General features: G+C 40.3%; 20 protein-coding genes. 7 read left to right on the forward strand and 13 right to left on the reverse strand.

Annotation, left to right across the window (positions count from 1 at the left end; all coding sequences use genetic code 11):
• Positions 1–6 precede the first annotated feature (6 nt).
• Complete coding sequence (locus MP622_RS11445) at positions 7–435, reverse strand: RcnB family protein (protein WP_243791040.1); 429 nt, start codon at positions 433–435, stop codon at positions 7–9.
• A gap of 171 nt (positions 436–606) precedes the next feature.
• On the opposite strand from MP622_RS11445, the gene MP622_RS11450 reads away from it, so the two are divergent.
• Entirely contained in the window at positions 607–1,059 is a 453-nt protein-coding gene (locus MP622_RS11450; RefSeq protein WP_044738720.1) for a hypothetical protein, read from the forward strand.
• 82 nt (positions 1,060–1,141) lie between these two features.
• Here MP622_RS11450 and MP622_RS11455 read toward each other — a convergent pair whose 3' ends face one another.
• Together MP622_RS11455 and znuD are read right to left on the reverse strand one after the other, a co-directional pair.
• Positions 1,142–2,605: a phospholipase D family protein gene (locus MP622_RS11455; protein WP_243791042.1), complete on the reverse strand. Its 1,464-nt coding sequence runs from the start codon at positions 2,603–2,605 to the stop codon at positions 1,142–1,144.
• Between the two features lie 105 nt (positions 2,606–2,710).
• Entirely contained in the window at positions 2,711–4,774 is a 2,064-nt protein-coding gene (gene znuD / locus MP622_RS11460; RefSeq protein ID WP_243791043.1) for a zinc piracy TonB-dependent receptor ZnuD, read from the reverse strand.
• A gap of 160 nt (positions 4,775–4,934) precedes the next feature.
• Here znuD and MP622_RS11465 point away from each other — a divergent pair, with 160 nt between their 5' ends.
• The 6 genes from MP622_RS11465 to MP622_RS11490 all read left to right on the forward strand — a co-directional run bounded on the left by MP622_RS11465 (position 4,935) and on the right by MP622_RS11490 (position 11,216).
• The gene (locus tag MP622_RS11465) at positions 4,935–5,699 is read left to right on the forward strand and encodes a DUF4184 family protein (RefSeq protein WP_243791045.1); all 765 of its coding nucleotides are present in this window, start codon (positions 4,935–4,937) and stop codon (positions 5,697–5,699) included.
• A gap of 161 nt (positions 5,700–5,860) precedes the next feature.
• Positions 5,861–7,648, forward strand: coding sequence for an aspartate--tRNA ligase (gene aspS / locus MP622_RS11470; protein WP_044738716.1), 1,788 nt, complete (start codon positions 5,861–5,863; stop codon positions 7,646–7,648).
• 317 nt (positions 7,649–7,965) lie between these two features.
• The gene (locus MP622_RS11475; RefSeq protein ID WP_243791047.1) at positions 7,966–8,850 is read left to right on the forward strand and encodes a lysophospholipid acyltransferase family protein; all 885 of its coding nucleotides are present in this window, start codon (positions 7,966–7,968) and stop codon (positions 8,848–8,850) included.
• 153 nt (positions 8,851–9,003) lie between these two features.
• On the forward strand, positions 9,004–9,222 hold the full coding sequence (locus MP622_RS11480; protein ID WP_044738714.1) for a hypothetical protein: 219 nt from the start codon (positions 9,004–9,006) through the stop codon (positions 9,220–9,222).
• Complete coding sequence (locus MP622_RS11485; protein ID WP_243791048.1) at positions 9,222–10,157, forward strand: glycosyltransferase; 936 nt, start codon at positions 9,222–9,224, stop codon at positions 10,155–10,157. Before MP622_RS11480 ends, MP622_RS11485 begins: the two co-directional genes overlap by 1 nt.
• A 39-nt stretch (positions 10,158–10,196) precedes the next feature.
• Positions 10,197–11,216 carry a glycosyltransferase gene (locus MP622_RS11490; protein ID WP_347881052.1) on the forward strand — a complete coding sequence of 340 codons (1,020 nt, stop codon included), beginning with the start codon at positions 10,197–10,199 and terminating at the stop codon, positions 11,214–11,216.
• A gap of 26 nt (positions 11,217–11,242) precedes the next feature.
• Here the strand turns inward: MP622_RS11490 and rfbC are convergent, their stop codons facing one another.
• From rfbC to glnE, 10 genes are all read right to left on the reverse strand, one after another.
• On the reverse strand, positions 11,243–11,791 hold the full coding sequence (rfbC, locus tag MP622_RS11495) for a dTDP-4-dehydrorhamnose 3,5-epimerase (RefSeq protein ID WP_044738711.1): 549 nt from the start codon (positions 11,789–11,791) through the stop codon (positions 11,243–11,245).
• Positions 11,781–12,671: a glucose-1-phosphate thymidylyltransferase RfbA gene (rfbA, locus tag MP622_RS11500; RefSeq protein ID WP_243791050.1), complete on the reverse strand. Its 891-nt coding sequence runs from the start codon at positions 12,669–12,671 to the stop codon at positions 11,781–11,783. The genes rfbC and rfbA overlap by 11 nt, the downstream gene beginning before the upstream one ends.
• Positions 12,668–13,561: a dTDP-4-dehydrorhamnose reductase gene (gene rfbD, locus MP622_RS11505; RefSeq protein WP_243791052.1), complete on the reverse strand. Its 894-nt coding sequence runs from the start codon at positions 13,559–13,561 to the stop codon at positions 12,668–12,670. Before rfbD ends, rfbA begins: the two co-directional genes overlap by 4 nt.
• A 2-nt stretch (positions 13,562–13,563) precedes the next feature.
• Entirely contained in the window at positions 13,564–14,631 is a 1,068-nt protein-coding gene (gene rfbB / locus MP622_RS11510; RefSeq protein WP_151504505.1) for a dTDP-glucose 4,6-dehydratase, read from the reverse strand.
• A 131-nt stretch (positions 14,632–14,762) separates the two neighbouring features.
• On the reverse strand, positions 14,763–15,800 hold the full coding sequence (locus MP622_RS11515) for an ELM1/GtrOC1 family putative glycosyltransferase (protein WP_243791053.1): 1,038 nt from the start codon (positions 15,798–15,800) through the stop codon (positions 14,763–14,765).
• Positions 15,801–15,812: 12 nt separating this feature from the next.
• Entirely contained in the window at positions 15,813–16,796 is a 984-nt protein-coding gene (locus MP622_RS11520) for a glycosyltransferase (protein ID WP_016168205.1), read from the reverse strand.
• Between the two features lie 2 nt (positions 16,797–16,798).
• Entirely contained in the window at positions 16,799–17,608 is an 810-nt protein-coding gene (locus MP622_RS11525; RefSeq protein ID WP_026440907.1) for a polysaccharide deacetylase family protein, read from the reverse strand.
• 13 nt (positions 17,609–17,621) lie between these two features.
• On the reverse strand, positions 17,622–18,512 hold the full coding sequence (locus MP622_RS11530) for an ELM1/GtrOC1 family putative glycosyltransferase (RefSeq protein ID WP_243791055.1): 891 nt from the start codon (positions 18,510–18,512) through the stop codon (positions 17,622–17,624).
• 74 nt (positions 18,513–18,586) lie between these two features.
• Positions 18,587–19,513 carry a branched-chain amino acid transaminase gene (locus tag MP622_RS11535; RefSeq protein ID WP_016168208.1) on the reverse strand — a complete coding sequence of 309 codons (927 nt, stop codon included), beginning with the start codon at positions 19,511–19,513 and terminating at the stop codon, positions 18,587–18,589.
• A gap of 18 nt (positions 19,514–19,531) precedes the next feature.
• Positions 19,532–22,291, reverse strand: coding sequence for a bifunctional [glutamate--ammonia ligase]-adenylyl-L-tyrosine phosphorylase/[glutamate--ammonia-ligase] adenylyltransferase (glnE, locus tag MP622_RS11540; RefSeq protein WP_243791057.1), 2,760 nt, complete (start codon positions 22,289–22,291; stop codon positions 19,532–19,534).
• Between the last annotated feature and the right edge of the window lie 159 nt (positions 22,292–22,450).

Raw genomic sequence — 22,450 nt, forward strand, 5'->3', positions numbered from 1 at the left:
AGCTTTTTATCTTGGGACTAATACATAGCGACCATTTTCAAAGATCCAGTACATATTTTGTGGCGGTTCAGGTAACCCTAAACGTTGCCAATCATTGATAATCCGATAATTTGAACTTTCAATGCGCGAATTGGCATCACCAAAAACATAACTGGTACTTTGATGATTGTATTGAGTATAAGTAGGTGCCTGTAAATTAATACTGACATTGGCTTGTGGTCGGTCCCAATTTGGCGGACGATGATCATGCGGCGGATAGGGTCGATTCGGGTAAGGTCGATCCGGATATGGGGGTTGCGGTGGATAAGGTCGATAATTCGGGCGTTTTGTACTGGTGCCCTGATAATTTGACCAGCCATTGGCATCTGCTGAAGCATAGCTAGAACTCAGCATCAAGATGATCATCCCACATGCAAAATAGAACTTTACTTTCATCTGCTATTTCCAATGTTCTTTGTTGATATTTTAACCTAATTCTTTCCCCAAACATGCATACAAATAGAAGGCTGCGCAAAGATTTGTAGCGCTATTACATTCACCTATTCTCGATTTTGCTTTTCACACTTTATGCTAATATAAGCCTTTTCATGGATTAGGCTGAACATTGTGGCGGAATTAAGCTTTGAACGACTGCATCAATTTTTCTCTAAAGTTCCAAGTGTGCAACAAGAGTTTATCGATTCTTATGGAACGGATGGTCAACATGCGTGGTGGTTTAAATTCCAAATTAATATCGACCACCCGCTAGCATGGCAAACCGTACAAGAACTGGGGCATGTACTCAATTACATTTCGACCCATGAGCGTTTACCAACGCAATTTCTTCCAGTTTCACCTCCGCCTTATATGAATGGTGAAGCTAAAAAATTTCTATCTTGGGTCATTCAATGTAATCACCCAGATTTTCCGCCCGATGTGGTTTGCGACTGGCTTGAAGCGCGTTTACCACAGCCTGTCGAAGATGAAACACAATGGAAAATCAAAACTGATCTACATGAATTAGACAATATGACCGACAAAGAGCTGGATCAAATCATTCCACCAAATCCTCAGGTATAAATAACACCTCCTCTCAATTCTTGATCTAAATCAGGAATCGCCTCCCTTTATTGATTCAAGGGAGGTGAGCTGGGATTAAAAATTAAAACGTTGATAAACCACTCCATTCCATAAAACGATACAACGCATATTTCAACTTTGAGTCATCCGCATACTGGGTATAGTCCACACTCATTTGTTTCCCTTCGAGGTTTGACCATGCCGTATTAAAGTACTGATTCGCATCTTGGAACACTTGAGTCTGAGTCGAACCCAGTACACGTAAATCTGTCTCTAAATTATAATTTTTAATATTTCGCGCGGTAAAATTGGCTGAACCTAAAATCATTTCACTGCTATTGCCACTACGCTTCACAATCATTTTACTGTGGCATTGTTCACCTTGGGTATTACACCAGCGCACGGGTATGCCTGCCGCATGTAACTCAGACGCTACCTGACGGTTTGGAATGCCATTTTTTTGACGTCCAAAAGCATCTTTATTCGGGTCAAGTAAAACCCGCAGTTGCACACCACGTTCTTGTGCTGCAATGAGGGCTTGAATAATTTGTCGTTCAGATAAATAGAACATTGCCAAATCAATCTGATCTTGTTTTTTTGCAGTCGTAATTAAGTTTAACGTCACATCTAAAATTGCTTGTTCCGTCAAGACTTGCACTTGGGGTTCTGTTTTGGCGGCTTCAAACTCACCCAGAATAATCACAGGCATGTCACCACCAGACATTCGACCTACCGCTTGCTCAGTCTTTAAAATATCGATCGCGGTATTGCCTGTCACCACTAAACCGATATTAGAGTGTCGTGAACTGCCATCATGTGGGTTCATCGAAGTAACCAAAGCCTTCCATCCCTGTGCAGTATCCACCACCAAAGTTTTACGATGATTGGCTTTAAAATTAAATAAATTAAAATAACTGCGTAAGGTAATGCGTTCTTTACCAAATGGATTTGGCAACCAACCTTTTTCAGGATTATTGCCTGCATTTTGACAGCACAAATACCAGAAACCTGACCAAGTAGGATTTGATGCCCGTAGTGGACGCAAATCAGTTTCAATCACATCAATCCCTGCCTGACGCAGTTGACGATAATGTTCAGGTGCTACGCCACCATAAACTGAATTAATGGGATCGGTAATCAATTTAATTTCAATCTGCGGAAACTGACGACGTTTTGAAATTAAGGCATCGGTTAATTGTTGGGTTAGAGCTTGCTGTTGCAGTTTTGACTCACCCACCTCTTTATTGAATAAAAACATATCCAAAACAATGGTGGTTTGGGCTTCATCAATCATTTTTAGCATTTCTTTAAAAATGACATGCTGTTGCTGCTGTTTACCATCACGGGTTAAATACGTTTGATCCGCTAAAAACTTCACTTGGGCATGCCGTAATTTTCCTGTGTAATTTAGACCTTCAGGTAGCGGCTTTAGTGTGTGATAAATCCCTGAAGCCAAATAACCCAGTGCCAAGAAACTAACAATGACCGCAACATAACGCCGCGGTGTCCAATTTAATTTATGATGAATTTTTCGGAAAATACGCATAAGAAAAAACCTAACCCAATAGGTTCAGGCTAGGTTTTCTTAACACATTTTTCAAGTGACTTTGTGTGACATCACCTTGAATCCATTCAAAAAGCTGATGGCTTCTTAGAAACCAAACTCCAACCCAACAGTGAAGTTGCGCCCCATTTGTGGAAGTGTCGATAAGAATGACGCATGGTTATATACAGTTTCATCTAACAAGTTATTGGCTTTGGCATAAACACGATAATCTGTTTTATCCGAAAGGCGGGCGGCATAAGCTAAACCCAGATTTACCATATTGTAGCCATCAGTTTCTGTTTCATAGACTGCAATTTTGTCTTGCTTGAAGGCACGGTAATATTCCGCAGTTCCTGAGAAACCATCACCAAAATCGGCGTCAAAACGTGTTCCTACACGGCCACCAGGAACACGTGGTGCATCCCCTTCAACATCAATTTTTCCACGTACATAGTCACCAAATAACGTGGCAGTATAGATTGGCGAAAGTTGATAGGAGATTTCCCCTTCAGCACCATAAAAACGTGCTTTATCTTGCGTATACTGAATTAAACGAAAATCTTCATAACGATCCAGCGTTTGCGCATAAATATAATCATCAAACCAGTTATGGAACACATGAACATGATAGTTCAGTCGATCAGTATCGTAATGGAAACCCAATTCAAGGTTATTCGATTTCTCAACGGCTAAATTTTCATTGCCCAACTCATAGGTATTGGTTGCCAGATGCTTACCTTGTGAATACAGCTCCTGCGCCATCGGTAAACGTTCTTGATGGGAGGCCACCAAAGACAATTTATAATTCGGTGCAAATGCCCAGTTCGCTGCACCAGAATAAGAAAATGCGTGATCGTCATAATCTTTTTGTGGTGAATCAATATCGATACTTTGCTGATCCAAACGTGCTGCCAGTTCAAAATGCACATCGTTCCATTGACGATGCTCTAAAGCAAATAAGCTCCATTTATCTGTGGTACTTGGCCCTGCAAATAACGCTTCTTCTCCAGTAATATCGAGTTTTTGGCGACCAAACTGAGTGCCAATTACCCCTTCCCATGCCCCAATCGGGTTATGCAGCAATTCTAAACGCGTGTCATAACCTTCGCTTTTAAAGGTTGTGGCAGCTTGACCTTCTTCAATTTCATCATGTTGATAATCGGTATAACTCGCTTGTACACGTAGTTTTTGGAAGCCTGCAAATGGGTCTGCCAACTCACTTCTAAAATCATAACGCTCGGATTTTAGATCTACCCAAGGTCCCGCATGACTATGGTCATGTGCCTCATGTGTATCTTCTTCATGGTCATGATCATGCTCACCACAGTGTAAATGTGGTTGTCCTGCTAAATGTGCTTCACAGCTTTCATATTCATGATTATGACCTGGCAATCCATATTGATCTTGACGATTGGTATAAGAAACTCCCGTAAAACCACGATCATAAATCCATGACAGTCCTAAAGTCACATTTTGAGACTCCGCAAAAGTGTTATCTACGCGACGTTCTTTTTCACCTTCATGAACATAATCTGGGGCAATATAATTATTTGCATCGCGTTTCAGGCCTTCAACACGTAATGCAACTTGATCACCCAAACCAACTGTTACCCCTGCTGTAGCTAACTTTTCATCGTTGCCCGTGTTGTAACGCACACCAAGTCTTCCTTCATAGCCGTTCTCTGGCATCTGGGTGGGAATCTTATTGTCCGTGATATTGACTAAACCACCTACATTTCCAGCCCCGTACAATAAGGTTGACGGACCACGTACAATTTCAATTTGCTTGGCCAAAGTAGGATCTACGGTAACTGCATGATCTGGCGATAAAGTAGATACATCCATAGTTTCAGAGGCATTCGCCAAGACTTTCACACGTGCTGCATCTTGCCCTCGAATCACGGGGCGACTAGCACCTGGACCAAACTGATTGGAATAGACCCCGACCTGATCACTCAGTGCTTCACCGATGGTGGTACCACCTTGTACCAACTGATCACTTTTAATGACGTTATCGGCAGCCGAATAATCTACAGCGGTCTGTACCAAAGGATGTGCTGTGACTTGAATGGTGTCTAATTTTTGCGTAGATTCATCATCTTGTGCAAATGCGGAAGGCGCGATTACCGCAAGAATCGCAACGGAAAGTAAATTCTTATGAAATAACATGAGTCAGGTTTGGTCTGGTGAAAGTCATTAATTGTTATAATATAACATTACTGTTTTTTTGCAATAAAAAACAGAATCTACCTGCTAAGTTCTTTATCCTGTTTTTAGCGCAATATCCATTTTATCGCCTTATTTCGAATTATGGGATTAACCAGATTTCATGCCCTTTACTCTGTCTCATGCTGTTCTCGCACCACCGCTTGCCAAACTCAGCAAAGGGTATTTACCCACTGCTGCCCTAGCCATTGGCTGTATGACACCTGATCTAATTCGGCTTTTTACCCAACAAGATGGCGGAAAAACCCATCTCTGGAATGCTTTAATTTATCCAAATTTGGCAATTGGACTGATTTTTTGTCTGTTGTGGTATTTCATTTATCGACCTGTGCTATATCGTTTTATGGGATTACAAGATCCATTACGGCTCACACAATTCAAAACAAGCATGGGTTTTGTTATAGGGGTTGTCATTAGCATTTTGGTTGGGGTAAGTACCCATCTCGTTTGGGATGGACTGACTCATGTCGACTTCAGAACCTTTGCCTTTCGGGATTTCCTGAGTCAAAGTATTTCCCTCTTCGGACAGAGTTTTCCTGTGCATCGTGTGCTTCAAATTGGCACATCCATCGTGGCATTGCCCATTCTTGTTTGGATGTGTATTCATTATTTTCAACAGTTCCGACAACCCTCACCTGTATCAAGCAAGATTAAACGCTATGCATGGAGTTTACTTGGCTTAACATTGCTGAGCGGCATTTATTCTGTTTGGGATTACGCTCGTTATTTTTCCTATGATATCTGGGTCTCCAATCTGTACTATTTTACAGGACGAAGCATCAATGAATTTAGTCAAGCCGCTTTAGTCATCTTCAGCACAGGCTGTCTTGTTTTTATGTTCTTCGATCAAAAACAGTATTTTGAATAACAATTTGTCCCTATATTTTGCGCCGAAAAGCCATGAAATACAGAGGAATTTGGATCTAGTCCTTGTGACAAAATCCTCAACGAGGCATAATCCTTCCTTTACGAGCGGTACGCTGTTTACGTATACGCTTCCTTAACCCATATAGTTGGATTTTATACGCTATGATGCGAACTCATTACTGCGGTTCTTTAACCGAAGCCCAAATTGATGAAACAGTAACCCTTTGCGGTTGGGTACATCGTCGCCGTGACCACGGTGGTGTTATCTTCCTCGACATGCGTGACCGTGATGGTTTAGTTCAAGTCGTTATTGATCCAGATACCCCTGAAGCATTCGCAACTGCGGACAAAGCACGTTCAGAATTCGTATTAAAAATTACAGGTCGTGTACGTCGCCGTTATGAAGGCACAGAAAATGCCAATATGGTGAGCGGTCAAATCGAAGTTTTAGGTAAAGAAATTGAAGTTCTTGCTCAATCTGAAACCCCGCCATTCCCATTAAATGACGAAAATACCAATATTTCAGAAGAAATTCGTTTGAAATATCGTTTCTTGGACATCCGTCGTCCAGAAATGTTAGAGCGTTTACGTTTCCGTTCTAAAGTGACTAACTTAATTCGTAATTACTTCGAAGATCATGGTTTCCTTGACGTTGAAACACCAATCTTGACCCGTGCGACCCCAGAAGGTGCACGTGACTATTTAGTCCCAAGCCGTGTTTCAAATGGTAGCTTCTATGCACTTCCACAATCCCCACAATTGTTCAAACAGTTGTTGATGGTAGGTGGTATTGATCGTTACTACCAAATCGCGAAATGTTTCCGTGACGAAGATTTACGTGCAGATCGTCAGCCTGAATTTACCCAAATCGACGTTGAAACATCGTTCATGAGTGACGATGACATCATGGATTTAATGGAAGGCTTAACGGTTAAAATGTTCAACGAATTATTGAATGTAAAATTCGATAAATTTGAACGTATGACCTATGCAGACGCAATGCGTGACTATGCATCTGACAAACCAGATATGCGTATTCCATTGAAATTAGTTGATGTTGCAGACTTAATGCAAGACGTTGAGTTCAAAGTATTCGCAGGTCCTGCTAAAGATCCTAAAGGTCGTATTGTAGCTTTACGCGTTCCAGGTGCAGGTTCTCTTCCACGTAGTGCAATTGATGAATACACGAAATTCGTTGGCATCTACGGTGCGAAAGGTTTGGCTTACATCAAAGTCAACGAACTTGAAAAAGGCATCGAAGGTCTTCAATCACCAATCGTTAAATTCATCGAGCCAATCGTGCTTGATTTGTTAAAACGTGTTGGTGCTGAAAATGGCGACATCGTGTTCTTTGGTGCAGACAAAGCAAAAGTGGTAAATGATGCAATGGGCGCACTTCGTGTGAAAATTGGTCATGACATGAAACTTGCAACTTGCGAGTGGGCGCCACTTTGGGTGGTTGACTTCCCAATGTTTGAAGAAACTGATGATGGCAAATGGACCTCTGTGCATCACCCATTCACACTACCAAAATCTAGTGTTGAAGAAGTGAAGAACAATCCTGGTGCTGCACTTTCTGTTGCTTACGACATGGTACTCAATGGTACTGAAATCGGTGGTGGTTCACTCCGTATTTATACTTTAGAAATGCAAAAAGCAATTTTTGAAGCATTAGGTATTGGCGAAGAAGAAGCAGAAGAGAAATTCAGTTTCTTATTGAATGCATTGCGTTATGGCGCGCCTCCACACGGTGGTTTAGCATTTGGTCTTGACCGTTTGATCATGTTAATGACAGGCGCATCTTCTATTCGTGATGTGATTGCATTCCCGAAAACGAAGACTGCTGAATGTCCATTGACGCAAGCACCTGCACCAGTTGAAGCAAACCAATTGCGTGACTTAGGTATTCGTTTACGTGAAAAACAAAAAGCTGAAGCGAAAGAAGCATAATCTTTAACTTCACCCAGAACCCTGCACTCGTGCAGGGTTTTTTATGCTCAAATATTCCAATCAATCACATTTTTGAAAATTACATCTTTACTAACTATTCTTTAAATTTTCTTTTGAACTTTTCTTTCATCCCGCTTAGAGTAAGCAACGATAGCCTATATTCTGTTGCAACAGTTCTTGCCTTAATTATTCTATTCAAAAATTCATTTTGTTCTTAAGATGCTCATCTTTTTTTGATTCTATCTATCTTAGATTTTTAAGTCTCTTTGCAAAATTTTCTCTCATCCTTTCTGATAAAAAGATTCTTGAGTCAAAATATGGCTATTTATTTCCTGCTTAAATTTATCGCAATTTTACCTTTGTCATTTTTACAAAGAATCGCACTTTGGGTTGCCTATCTACTCTTTCAGACAAACTCCTCCATCAAACGAATTACAGCGATTAATCTCCGATTGGCATATCCTGAATTAAATGAACAAGCCTTACAAAAGCGTCTTCGTCTCAGCATTCAAAGCCAATGCATGACCTATATCGAATTTGTAAAATGCTGGGGAATGTCACCGCAATACAACTTCAACTTACTCAAGAATATTCATGGTGCAGAGCTCTTAGAAAAGGCTTTAGTCAATCAAAAGGGCGTGATTGTGGTCGTTCCTCACTTTGGTTGTTGGGAACTGTTAAATGCTTGGTTAAATATTTATACGCAACCCATGATCATGTACAAACCTGACAAAATAAAAGGTGTGAATCAGTATATTTTAAATGCCCGACAGAAATTTAACGCTACCTTGGTACCAACAGATGAAACAGGAATACGTCAAATTTTTAAACATCTAAAGCAAGGTGGTTTGACTGTCATTTTACCAGATCATTTACCCAAGGCTTCTGGCGGAATTTATTCACATTTTTTCCAGCAAAATACACTATCGGCAACATTGGTTTCGAAAATGGCGGCCAAGACGCAATGCAACGTCATTGGCTTAAGCTGTATCCGTAATCCTGAATTATCCAGTTTTGATGTATATTGCACTGAATTGCCTCAAACAATTCTTTCAAAAGATTTACAACAATCTGTGGATAGCTTAAATCTGGCAATGCAAGAGATGATTCAGCTCGCGCCCGAACAGTATATCTGGTCATATAAACGCTTCAGGAATTGTTATGGCAATGGTAATGTTTACTGCAAACAACCCACGATCTGACATTCTTTAAGAATTTGTTTGGATTATAAAAATAAAAGCTCAAATTTATATGAATTTGTATCGCATTGAGCTGATTGTTTTTATTCATTTGAGATCAATTCTGAGCAGTGGCATAATAGCCCGCAGTTTTAATATTAATAGATGAGCAAGCTTATGGCTATGCGTCCTGAAGTCCGCCGTCGTGGTCTTGTGGTAATTGTTTTTGCAGTCGTCCAGTGGTTATTCATGCGCTATATTCTTGCCAATGGTTTATTTAACCTAGACACCTCTGACCGTATTTTATATTTCTGCGTGAGTAGTTTAGGTGGCGCCTTTGCGATTTTTGTCGGTTTGATTTACATGGTGCTTAAAGGCAATCCGGATCGCGAATGATGTCTGAGTATAAAATCCTTGTTATTGGAAAACGTGGCGGAATTCTACAATGGTATGAAAACCTGTTAGCCATTCAAAAGCCAGACTCCCCTTTTCAAATCCAAGGATTTGCACTTAATCACAACAATAGTACGGAACGATTTTTAAAGAAAGTTCTGCCAAATAAAGACCGTTATACTGCGAATTTATTGAAAAAAAAGATTCATCAATTTCAGCCAGACCTGATTCTAATTGCAGATTTATTTTATTTTAATGATTTTTTATTAAAGGTTTTTTCTGAATATTCAGGCAAAATCGCACATTGGATTGGTGATTTCTTCGATCATCGATTACTCCGATCTAAAGATATTATTGATCTATATTGCTTCACGGACTCAAGTTTCCTAGATGATGCTGCGAAACTTGGACTCACTCAAACCACGTATTTACCCTTGGCTTATAATCCAGATATTTTCTTTCATTCAACAACTGAAAAAAATGACCGATTATTATTTGTAGGTGCGTGGTCTCCAGATCGTCAACATCTCTTGGAACAAATTCCCTTACCTATGACGATTTATGGTAAAGGTTGGGATAAGCTAAATAAAGCAGATAGTACAATTCACCCGCAGAATATTAGTTTATTAGAAGTTGCCGATTTATATCGACAGCATCGTTATGTATTGAATGTCATCAATAAAACCAACATCCGGCAAGGGATGAATATGCGCTGTTTTGAAGCCCCTGCTTGCGGATGTATTCTGGTCAGTGAGTATGTAAAGGATCTTGAATTTGTATTCGATGTCCAAAATGAAATCATTTGTTTTACAGAACCTTCCGAACTACAAAATAAACTGAATAATTCTGTTATTAATCCTTTAGATGCGATGAATAAAGTTCAACAAAGCCATACCTATAAAAATAGGTTAGCTACAATTATTGAATTATTATCCTAGCAATTTATTTCCAAATTAAATTAAAAGGTTTTTCTCTCCGTGTTAGTGAGCGTTATTGTCCCTAGTTATAATCATGCACAATATTTAGAAGAAAGAATCGAAAGTATTCTCAAACAAACTTATACAGCGTTTGAAGTTATTCTTTTAGATGATTTATCACCTGATAATAGTGCAGAAATCCTGAATAAATATAAGAACCATACAAAGGTATCACACTGTATTATTAATAAAAAAAACTCTGGTTCTACCTTTCACCAATGGAATAAAGGCATGAGCCTTGCCAAAGGTGAGTTAATTTGGATTGCAGAATCAGATGATGTAGCCGAAGCGACTTTTTTAGAAAAACTCGTTTCACATTTCATTCAAAATCCCAATTTGGTTCTAGCATATAGTCAGTCGCATCGAATGAATGCACAAGGTAAAGTCACTGGATCTTGGAAAGACTTTACGGATGCTGTTGATCCAATCTTATTCGCAGATGATTTTGAAATGTCTGGGCTTGAATATATTGATCATTTCCTAAATACACAAAATACTGTTCCGAATGCCAGTGGTGTATTATTTAAAAAGCAAACTTATCTTGATGTTGGCGGTGCCAACCCAAGCTTAAGATTTATTGGCGACTGGGAAATCTGGACTAAAATCATCTCTCAAGGTGATATTTTCTATACGGCAGAATGTTTAAATTATTTCCGTTATCACGATACCAGTGTTATTGCCCAAGCTAAGAAAAAGAAAGATCACTTTGAGGTACGTCGGCAAGTCATTCTATTTCGGGAAAGCATGAATGCTTTTTTTGATCACCATAGAAAGCAACAACCACGAGCAAATAAAATCTATTTAAAGAATAAAAAGGCCTTATCTAAAGAACTACGCAAAAATGCCTCTTTAGCTATTCGACGTCGCTATTATGATCGGATTATTCCAACCAGCATGATTGCTTTACGCACCCTTCCTTTTTATGTTGCACCTTTTTTTATTCTAAAGTTGTGTATGCAGTTTATTCTTTCAGTTGCCTTAGTCGCACCTTATAAAACTATATTGAATAAGCCAAAATAAAGAAAAGGAGCTATTGCTCCTCTTCTTTATTTAAATAAGTTGGCTTGATTATCTTTATCACTCACCAACACGTTTTCAATTTCATATAAAGGCCACTCAATTGCAAGTGTCGGATCATTCCAAATAATCGCGCCTTCACTTTCTTTATTGTAGTAGTTTGTGGTTTTGTACAAAAACTGCGTATTATCTTCCAACGCTAAAAAACCATGTGCAAAGCCTTCAGGAATCCAAAACATGGTTTTATTTTCTGCACTCAGCTCCACTCCAACCCATTGTCCATAGGTTGCTGAATCTGGACGAATATCCACTGCAACATCCCAAGCTCGCCCTTGCACTACACGGACTAATTTCCCTTGTCCATAGGGTGCATTTTGATAGTGTAAACCGCGTAATACCCCTTTTTGTGAAAGCGAATGATTGTCTTGCACAAAAGTCGGTACAGCTTGCTGCAATTGTTCTAAGGCTTGTGCAAAGTGTTGTTGATTAAAGCTTTCCATAAACCAACCACGATCATCTCCAAAAACATTGGGCTGAAGAATCAATAAGCCTTCAATTTTCGTGGTTTCAACCTGCATTTGCTTCTTCCCAAATCTTTTTCAGATACTGACCATATTCGGTTTTTTGTAATGCTGTCGCACTCTCTAAAAGTTGTTCAGAACTGATCCAACCTTGATGGAAACCAATTTCTTCTAAACAAGCAACCTTCAAAGACTGACGCTTTTCGATGGTATAAATAAAGTGACCCGCTTCAAGCAGCGACTCATGCGTCCCCGTATCTAACCATGCAAAACCGCGTCCCAACAACTCTACATTCAGTGAACCATCTTTAAGATAAGCATTATTAATATCTGTAATTTCAAGCTCACCACGGGCAGAAGGTTTTACTTGCTTAGCAAACTCAATAACACGGTTATCATAGAAATAAAGTCCTGTTACTGCGTAAGGAGATTTTGGCTTAAGCGGTTTTTCTTCAATACTTAGCACTTTACCCGTTGGGTCAAACTCAACCACGCCAAATCTTTCTGGGTCTGTGACATGATAACCAAAAACTGTTGCGCCCTGTTCTCTTGAGCTTGCAGCTTCTAATTGCTTACCGAAACTTTGACCATAATAAATATTGTCGCCCAAGATTAAGCAAACATTATCTTTGCCAATAAATTCTTCACCAATCAGAAATGCCTGAGCAAGGCCATCTGGAGATGGCTGGACTTTATAACTCAGCTCAATACCAAATTGCGCACCATCACCTAATAATTTCTGATATTGCGGCAAATCTTCAGGTGTAGAAATTAATAAAATTTCACGGATACCTGCTAGCATTAACACTGAAAGCGGATAATAAACCATGGGTTTATCATAAATCGGTAAAAGTTGCTTTGACACACCTTTGGTAATTGGATGTAAACGGGTACCAGACCCACCCGCTAAAATAATACCTTTACGTTTTAAGCTCATTGACTTAGTAGCTCCGCTAAAGTTCGTTTCACGCCTTCTTGCCATTGAGGTAGGACAAGCCCAAACGTGTTTTGTAATTTTGCATTATGCATTCGTGAATTATGAGGACGGATTGCAGGTGTTGGATAGGCCGATGTCGGAATCGGATTCACTTTTTCCACCTTCAACACTTCTCCCCAAATATGTGCTTGCTGAAAAATAAAATTGGCATAACCAAACCAAGTCGTTTCACCGCTTGCAACCAAGTGATAAATTCCTGACTTTTGCCTATCAACCCAGACTTTAGGAATAATTTGTGCCGTAATGTCTGCAATTAACTCGGCTGAAGTCGGCGCACCAATTTGATCATCAATAATTGAGAGTTCTTCTCTTTGCTGAGCCAAATTGAGCATCGTTTTCAAAAAATTCTTGCCTTTTGTTGCGTAAACCCAAGAGGTTCTAAAAATCAGGTAGGCACAACCACTTTCAAGAATCGCTTGCTCTCCCAAGGCTTTTGTTTTGCCATAAACATTCAATGGAGCAACAGAATCTGCTTCATCAAAAGGTTGGCTGCCTTCTCCTGAAAAAACATAATCTGTTGAATAATGCACAAATAAAATCTGCTCGGCCTGACAAAGCTCTGCAATCACCTGAACAGTTCGATGATTAATTAAATCTGCCAATTCTGGTTCCGACTCTGCTAAATCCACCGCTGTATAAGCAGATGCATTAACAACCACGTCAGGTTTAATTGCTATGATTGCCTCGCGAATCGCTTGCGGCTGCGACATATCACCAGAATAACCATTCAATCCATGACGGTCTAATGCAGTCACCTCTGCCAATGGAGCAAGTGCACGTTGCAGTTCCCAACCTACTTGCCCATTTTTCCCGAGTAATAATATTTTCATAACTAGCCTTGATACTGTGTGCTTAACCATGATTGGTATTCACCACTTTGCACGTGATTTACCCATTCAGTATTGCTTAAGTACCATTCAACTGTTTTTCTGAGGCCTGTTTCAAAAGATTCTTCAGGCACCCAGCCCAGTTCAACTTTTATTTTTGAAGCATCAATTGCATAACGCACATCATGACCAGGGCGATCTTTTACATAGGTGATCAAGTCCTGATAAGACTGAATACCTTCAGGTTTATTCGGTGCCAATTCTTCTAACAATTGACAAATGGCGTGGACAACATCAAGGTTGGCTTTTTCATTATGTCCGCCAATATTATAAGTCTCTCCGACGACTCCCTGCGTCGCAACAACATACAATGCACGCGCATGGTCTTCCACAAAAAGCCAGTCACGAATTTGCTGACCGTTACCATAAACTGGTAATGCTTTACCTTGTAGTGCATTCAAAATCATTAATGGAATTAATTTTTCAGGGAAATGATATGGCCCATAATTATTCGAGCAATTCGTCACCACTACAGGCAGTCCATAAGTACGATTCCATGCGCGCACTAAATGGTCAGAACTTGCCTTACTGGCAGAATAAGGTGAACTCGGTGAGTATGACGTTGTTTCCGTAAATAAGTCTGTCGTACCTTCCAAATCCCCATAAACTTCATCTGTCGAAATGTGATGGAATCGAAATGTCGCTTTACCTTTTTCCGCTAGGCTACCCCAATAAGAACGACTTGCCTCTAATAACTGGTAGGTTCCAATAATATTGGTTTCAATAAAAGCAAAAGGACCAGAAATAGAACGGTCTACATGCGATTCTGCTGCTAAATGCATTACAACATCAGGCTGAAAATCTGAAAAGAGTTGGTCTAATGCAGCTCGGTCACAAATATCAGTTTGAGAAAAATGGTAGCGTGGATGATCAGCAACAGAAATTAAAGATTCTAAATTTCCCGCATAAGTTAATTTATCTACATTTAATACTTCATGTTCAGTATTTTGAATAATATGACGAACAACTGCCGACCCAATAAAACCAGCACCGCCAGTAACTAAGAATTTCATAATGAATTTTTTGACTCCACATTCTTAGTGGGAAATTTTATCATTGATTTAAACTTAAATTTACTGATTCATTTGCAAATATGCAGCAATATCGTAGTCATATTACAAAAGAAAACCAGTTTCCCCAAAAGTTAGTTCAATCTTTTTTCCAGTTCACTCGCCATCGCCTTGGAATGATTTTTAGGTTCAAGGAACTGTAGCGCTTGTTTAAACTGAAAGGAATTCGATAGATCATAACAAGTGATCCATTTTTGCTGTTCCAGAAATTGTAATTGTTGCTGAATCGCAGCATCATGCATTTTAGTCGCATCAGAAAACACGATTAATGGCTGACCTGACATAACAACTTCAGCCATCATCGAAGTTGAATCTGCACTCGATAAAACCCAATCTGCCGCCAAAATATAATCTTTAATATCACATTGTTGACCTTGTGCAACCCAAGTGATCTGATCAGTGGCCTGCAAAATATCATGCGCATAACACAACTCTGCCAAACTTTGTTCAAACTCAACTGATGTTCTTCGGGAAGTCGTCAACAAGAAACATGCCTCAGGATATTCACTACGGACTTTTTGAAGAACAGCCCCCCATTCCTCTACAGAACCAATACTAACAGTCTTGGTATCAGCACCAATCAACACTGTTATGACTTGAGCAGATGATGAAATACCTAATTTTGTTCTTGCCTGCATTTGAGTCGAAGACAAAGCACACATTTTATTTGGGGCAATCGGATAGTATAAATAATGTGCTAAATTTTCTTGTTCAGCTTGTATGGTAAACACAACATCAAAATAATGAGACTTAATGCCACGCAAAGAACTAGCGACAATATTTTTTACAGCTTGTGTTTTAGATAGTTCCAGTTTAAGCAATGCATTGGCCAAAAGTGTATTTCCACCAGCGGATACAATATAAGCAACTTTTTTCTGCTTGATGTTGACCAGTTGCTCACGGGACAAAAATGCAGTCAACCATGCTGTATTCGGGCTGAATTTCATCAACAATTTCAATATTCGATACTGCCATTTACTAGGCAATTCAAGTTTGAGCCATTCTACTTGATAAGTTTGCTGTTGATTTAAAAGCTGTACAATTCCCTGTGTCTGGGTTTCATGACCTGCTTTGCCATCGGTAAGTGCAAGAATAATCGGCTGTTGGCTCATATTAAATCCCATTTATGACACAAGCAAAGATTGATAAATTTGTAAGGTATGTTCAATCATTTTCTGAAAAGTAAGCTGTTCTTGCGCCATTGCATACGCTGATGCGAAATCCATAAAAGGGGCTTCGACTTGTAAATAATGCTGAAGCAAGGTATTTAAAGCATTACTGCTCCCTGCCTCACATAAGAATTCCGCTGGAACAAATTCTGCCATCATTCCAACATCAGTACCCAATACAGGTCGATTCAATAATAGGCTTTCTGCCAAAGTATAAGGACCACCCTCACGCAATGAAGAAACAATTAATGCTTCATGTTCATTGATCAACGTATGAATGTCTGAACGATAGCCTAGCAAAGAAACCCGATTAGACAATTGATACTGCTGAATCAGTTGTTCAAGCTTGCTCCGTTCCTCACCTTCTCCAACAATTGAAAGTGAATGTGGAATATATTTCCAAGCCTCTAATAACAGATCAAAACCTTTCACCGAATTCAAACGCCCAATCGCAATAAACTTTCGGTTTTTCTGAAAAGGTGTTGGCGATACAGTAATTTTAGTTCCGTTATAAATAACTGTAGTTTTATTCGGTTGGTTTAAAGTCTCTGCAACCGAACGACTCACGGCAATCATGTGATCAAATGCAAAATATGCCTGATTACTTTTCTTTTTGCCGTGAACAGTCACCACGCTTGGAAAACTAAACTGTTTGAGCATACCTTGTAACAGCTTCGCAGTTTTAGAAGCATGCGCATGTAAAATATCAGGCTGAGTTGCCAGAATGACTTTTTTTAGTTGATATTTTGTCCATGGATTATAGCGGCTACCACTCATATCAAAGACAACAAAATTGACCTTCTTAGACAATTGGCTTTGATATTTTTGATGTGCAATTAAAGAAACTTGGTGAAACTCTGCAAGCCCTTCAGCAAGTTCTAACACATGCTTTTCTAAACCACCTTCTTCATCACTGGCCATCACAAGCGTAATGTTCATGTTTAGCCCTCACGCTTGCCTAATTTAAGTCTTAGCTTCACCGCAAAAAGTGAATCTTTCCCACTAATTTTAATACGTTGCAATTGCATAAAATCAGGTTGCTCGCCATCAATTCCTTCAACGGTTGTCACCGCATTGTGATAACCAGCCTGTTTGGCCAACGCCACATCACGTGCAGAATAAATCCCAAAAGGATAGGCAAAACTGGTCACTGGTTGTTGAATTAATTGTTCAAGCTGCTGTTTAGACTTGGTTAATTCTGCTAGACATTCAGCATCATTTAATTTATCTAAATTGGCATGGGTCATGGTATGCGAGCCAATTTCCACCAAACCACTATTCGCCAAGAACTTCACTTGTTCATCATTAAGCTTTAGCTCACGTGCCAATTCGCCACTGTTATGATGTGCTTTTTTATACGTCGACCAGTCCCGATCATGACGATCAACCACTACATAAATGGTGGCTTTGGCTTGATAGTTCTCCAAAATCGGATACGCATTTTCTAGGTTATCCAAATAACCATCATCAAAAGTAATCGCTACGGTTTTTTCAGGGTGTTGCCCCCAATTCTGTTGTAATTCTTGCATCGTAACAAAATGAAAACCTTGTGCACTCATCCATGCCACTTGCTGCTCAAATTGTTCAGGTGTAACTCTTAGCTTATTAAATTTTGCCCCATCTATATGCTCTCGTACCATGTGATACATCAACACACGTGGTCGTTTCCAATCTACTGCAGGTTTCCACCACGCAAACTTGTAACTAAACAGTACCACCATCACGAACAGAACAAGAAATAAGTAAATCACAGGCAACTTCTGCTTATTGAGCTAAAAGATATGTTGCCACACGCTCTGCTTCTTTAAAAGCATTTGGTTCAGGCAACTGAGCTAACAAGAGCGATTCCGAGATAATTCCTTTCCTTAATAATCCATCTACCGATGTTGTAATACGATCCTGCTTCATCCGATCTATGGCAATCACGCCAACTCTACAACCTGCTGTCAGTGCCTCATAAATCATCGAGACACTGTCTTCCGTGACCCAGACAGCTTCTGCCTGTTGCATTTCTTCAAAAATCCAACCTTGTGGCGTCTGTTCTACAGGGAAAAAGTGCACATGAGGTAAAAAAGGATATGTATTCAAGCGTTCAACAAACTGCTCAGGCGTTCGACGCGAAGTTGTAATAATAATTTCATTCTCGGAATGTTGCTTCACAATGTGTTCTATCGATGCAAAGACTTTATCCTCATTCCATTGATGACGTTTAGATGAACCACCCAATGCAATTAAAATCCGCCCTGATTGATGGCGCTGTTCATTCACAATCGGATTCAGTGCCCCTTGGGTCACAATCACCCGATCAGATGCTGGAATGCCATCATGTTCTGGAATCACACTGTAATTAAACCAAGCGAATGGATAATTCGGTTTCATTAAAATCACAGTTTTGGCTTGAGGATAAATTTTTCCAAGCAAAAACACACGTAATTGGGTATGACTGCCCACACCAAAAATAAAATCAGGTGTGGTTTGGAGCTGTGGAATAGATCTACGAAAGAGTCCTGCCAACAAAGGGAATATGGCCAAGTCATCGATCGAAATTTCTTCAAAGCTGACCGTTTCTGAAGATTGTCTTTGTATAGCTTTAAACAAGCCGAGTGCTTGTGAACGGTGTCCCGCCTTTCCATCACTAACATAGACAATATGCATAAACTTAAACCATGATAAAATTTCAATAAAAAAGGCGAAACCGAAGTCTCGCCTTTTGATCTTAACCGATCAACTTAGTTTACGTAAGTCAACCAATGTGCATATTTGTCGTTACGACCTTGAACTGCATCAAAGTAGGTTTTTTGAATTTCAGTTGTAATTGGACCACGTGCACCACAACCAATTTGACGGTCATCATATTCGCGAATTGGAGTAACTTCAGCAGCAGTGCCTGTGAAGAATGCTTCATCCGCAATATAGAATTCATCACGAGTAATACGACGTTCTACAACTTGGTAACCCAAGTCTTTGGCAATGGTCATCACGGTTTGACGAGTAATACCATCAAGCGCACCACCAGCGATATCTGGGGTATGTAACACGCCATCTTTCACAAGGAATACATTTTCGCCAGAACCTTGGCAAACATAACCTTGAGGATCCATTAACATTGCTTCATCGTAACCAGAATGTGCAACTTCTTGGTGAGCAAGAATCGATAAAGTATAGTTACCCGAAGCTTTTGCTTTACACATCGTCACGTTTGGATGGTGATGCGTGAAAGAAGAAGTTTTTACGCGAATCCCTTTCGCCATAGCTTCTTCACCCAAATATGCACCCCAACCCCATGCTGCAACTGCTGCATGAATCGTGTTGTTCGTCGCTGCAATACCAAGTTTTTCAGAACCAATCCAGATTAACGGACGTAAATAGCAAGATGCTAATTTATTTTCACGAACCACATCAATTTGAGCTTGTTCTAGCGTCGCTTGATCAAATGGAACTTTCATTTGATAAATTTTTGCAGAATTAAGCAAACGCTTAGTGTGGTCTTGTAAACGGAAAATCGCTGTACCTTTTGGTGTCTCGTAAGCACGCACACCTTCAAAGACTCCCATACTGTAGTGCAAAGTATGCGTTAAAACGTGAACTTTCGCTTCACGCCAATCAACCAATTGTCCATCTTGCCAAATAAAACCATCACGATCAGCCAAATTCATGGCACACACTCCAAATTTTTATATACTGTCATTTTTATCCAACATAGCCGTAGCAGTTGGATCTATTAATCTTTGCCATAACTTGCAAACGATCACGCGGGTATTGTGCCAATCCGCAGCATTGACTTGCATGGATTGATTCGCAAGCGCTAAACGGTGGCTCTCGGCTCGTTCACTGAGATAAGCTTGAATCAATGCTGTTGCATCGTTACTGGATAAGCAACCTGCTTTTGCAGCGTCTTCAAGGATTCGTACATTGTCGGAGTAGTGGGCGAGATCGGGATTCGACCCACTCCAGGCTAACACAGCATACTGTGCCATAAATTCAATATCAACGATACCACCTGCATCCTGTTTTAAATGAAAAATTCCATCTTTTTGCTGTTCTTTAGAAGAACCTAAATGGTCTTTCATTTTCTGACGCATTTTGAGTACTTCTTCACGCACATTGGCCTCTTCTCTAGGCAAGGTTAAGATTCGGCAACGCAGTTGCTCGAACTTTTCCCGCAGCGTTTCTTCGCCCGCAATCGAACGTGCACGAACCAATGCCTGATGCTCCCATAACCAAGCATTTTTAAGTTGATACTGCTCAAAGGCTTTTAGACTGGTAACCAAAACACCAGCCTCACCCGAAGGGCGTAAACGTGTATCAATTTCATAGACTCGACCATCGAGGGTTTGTGTCGTCATCAATGAGATAAACTTTTGGGCCACCCGCATGGCAAATTCAAAGCCACTAATGGATTTCGGGCCATCTGTATCTGCTTGTTCATCCATATAATGAATAAACACCAAATCTAAATCCGAACCATAGCCCAACTCAATGCCGCCCACCTTACCATAGCCCACAACGGCAAAAGCCATGTGGTCAATGGCACAGCGCTGCCCCTCAATATCGAGTGGAAAGCCATGTCTTTTCGCAACCATTTGATATGCCATGTTCAAGGTTGCATTCACCGATACTTCCGCAATATCGGTTAAGGCATCAGAGACTTTCATGAGTGGACTTTCAGCTAGAACATCGCTGGCTGCTACCGCCAAAACATTAGATTTTTTAAAGAGACGTAACACCCGCATCAGGTCTTCGACTTCATCGAGTTCAATACGCAGCAATTGCTGACGTAATGAATCTTGTAAATCCTGACGGCGAGGCAATTCAAAATCCATCGATAAAAATTCATCTAGCAATACGGGATAATGCGTCAATTCTTCACAAATCCAGGGACTAACAGTCGCCATTTTGACTAAACGCTGTAGCGCACCCTTGCTCTCAATCAACATCACCAGATACACAGTACGGCGCATTACCGATTCGACCAAAGGCATTAAACGCAATAAGGCAGTTTGTGGTTTATCCGACTCTAAAATCGCTTCAATCAAATGTGGCCAGAACATTTTCAAACGCTGAACCGCTTTTGCAGGCAACTTTTTCAAAGCATTACCATACCAAAATTCATGCACCAAATTTTTAGCATCGTCATCCAATACGGCTTGTAAACGTTGTTCTAACTGACCAAAACTCTCGACCAATGGGTCAGGTTCTTTTTCTTTAATCAAATGCTCAAACTGATAAATGACTTTGGCACGCTTTTGATTGAGTACATCCAAAAATGCTTGCCAGTCAGCATAACCCAAAGTCTCTACCATACGTTGGCGTAACTCAGGCTCATGAGGTAAAGATTGTGTTTGTTGATCATTTAACGCTTGAATAGCATGTTCAACTCGACGTAAAAATAAATAGGCATCTTCCAGTTCAACTACAACTTGTGGATCAAGTAATCCGACTTCACCCAAATGATGCAGACTCACCAGACATTGACGATCTTGCAACTCGAGTTTTGAACCGCCATAAATTAATTGGAATACCTGTACGATAAATTCGACTTCACGAATCCCGCCTGCACCCAGTTTAATGTCATCTTCAATATTACGACGCGCCACTTCTCGTTCGATCATGGCTTTCATTTCGCGCATGGCTTCAAATGCGGTGTAATCAACGTAGCGTCGAAACACAAATGGACGCGTCATGACAAGCAACTCATCACCTTCCTTGCCACCCGTCACAATACGCGCTTTAATCCAAGCATAACGCTCCCATTCGCGTCCGTGCTGGCTCAAATATTTTTCCAAAGCCACATGGCTAATTGCGAGCGCAGATCCATCTCCCCATGGACGCAGACGCATATCCACACGGAATACAAAACCATCGGCAGTCATGTGATCCAGTAAATAAATCAGCTTTTGCCCCCAAAGAATACAAAACTGCTGGACCTCAATACATTTACGCCCATTGGTTTCGCCTTGCTCATCGAAGGCAAAAATCAGATCGATGTCACTCGATAGGTTTAACTCTTGTGCACCATGTTTTCCCATGGCAATCACGATCAAGTCTTGGACTTTACCGCTATAGCCTATTGGCTCGCCATGCTTGGCAACCAGAGGTTTACGTGCAAAATCTTTCGCTGCACAAACCATCGCATCCGCAAAATCGGATAGCTCGCGTGTTAAGGTCACAACATCGGTCAATTGGTTCGCATCTTGCCAAATCCAGCGAAACATCAAACGTGCCCGCAGAATTCGACTTAAGCGTAGCCATGTGGTTTCATCTTCTACATTGTCTAATTCTTGGTGAACGTGTAAAAAAATTTGCGAGGTGGTGAGTGAAGTCTGAAACTGATCAACGCCATAATCTTGTTCTAATAAGCTCTTATGAATTGCCAAAACCTGTTCTGCATATTGGCTCGCACACAACGTTTTCTGCAATTGTTCAGCGTTCATCAAGCGTTTTTCTCCTGCTTTAGCACATGCTTCATTCAATTTATTTTTCGACGATCGAAATTCATGACATCTTAATTTTCATCTACAGATAATCATTCCAGTTTTCACCCAGATTCAAGCATGAAGGACACTTTGAATCAGTGAAGTTCTGACCGAATA

This window comes from Acinetobacter sp. PK01, from assembly GCF_022819285.1.
Taxonomy (GTDB): Bacteria; Pseudomonadota; Gammaproteobacteria; order Pseudomonadales; family Moraxellaceae; genus Acinetobacter; species Acinetobacter tandoii.